Origin of the sequence: Streptomyces avicenniae, from assembly GCF_000719135.1 — a bacterium.
Taxonomy (GTDB): domain Bacteria; phylum Actinomycetota; class Actinomycetes; order Streptomycetales; family Streptomycetaceae; genus Streptomyces; species Streptomyces avicenniae.
In genome coordinates this window covers 1-330 of the sequence record NZ_JOEK01000050.1, presented here as the reverse complement: position 1 = coordinate 330, position 330 = coordinate 1, and the positions used below count along the sequence as shown (strand labels likewise).

General features: G+C 66.4%; 1 pseudogene. It reads right to left on the bottom strand.

From position 1 onward, the window contains the following. Positions 1-51: 51 nt before the first annotated feature. Positions 52-330 (bottom strand): annotated as a pseudogene (locus IF27_RS29695) (hypothetical protein); the annotation flags it as partial.

Sequence of the window (330 nt, the reverse complement as noted above, 5' to 3'; positions counted from 1 at the left end):
AGCGATGACGGATGACATGGCAGGGGGGGGCTGAGGGGCGGGAGGAGAAGCTCAGACGGGGCGTATGGCGGTGACCGGTGCGCAGGCGAAGCTCGAGACGTAGACGGGGCCCGCGTACTCGCTGAAGTTGCCGGAGTCGGTGTCGCAGCCCGTTCCGTCGATCTTGCACACACGCAGGTACATGTACTGCGACTTGCCCACGTTGTTGTCGAGGATGGCGCACCCCTTGCCGCCGTTCCCGTAGGAGAACAGGGTGCCCAGCCGCAGGCTGGGGTCGGTACCCAAGGGCAGCGGGACGGCCTTGTTCAGCGTGTAGCCGGATCCGCACAC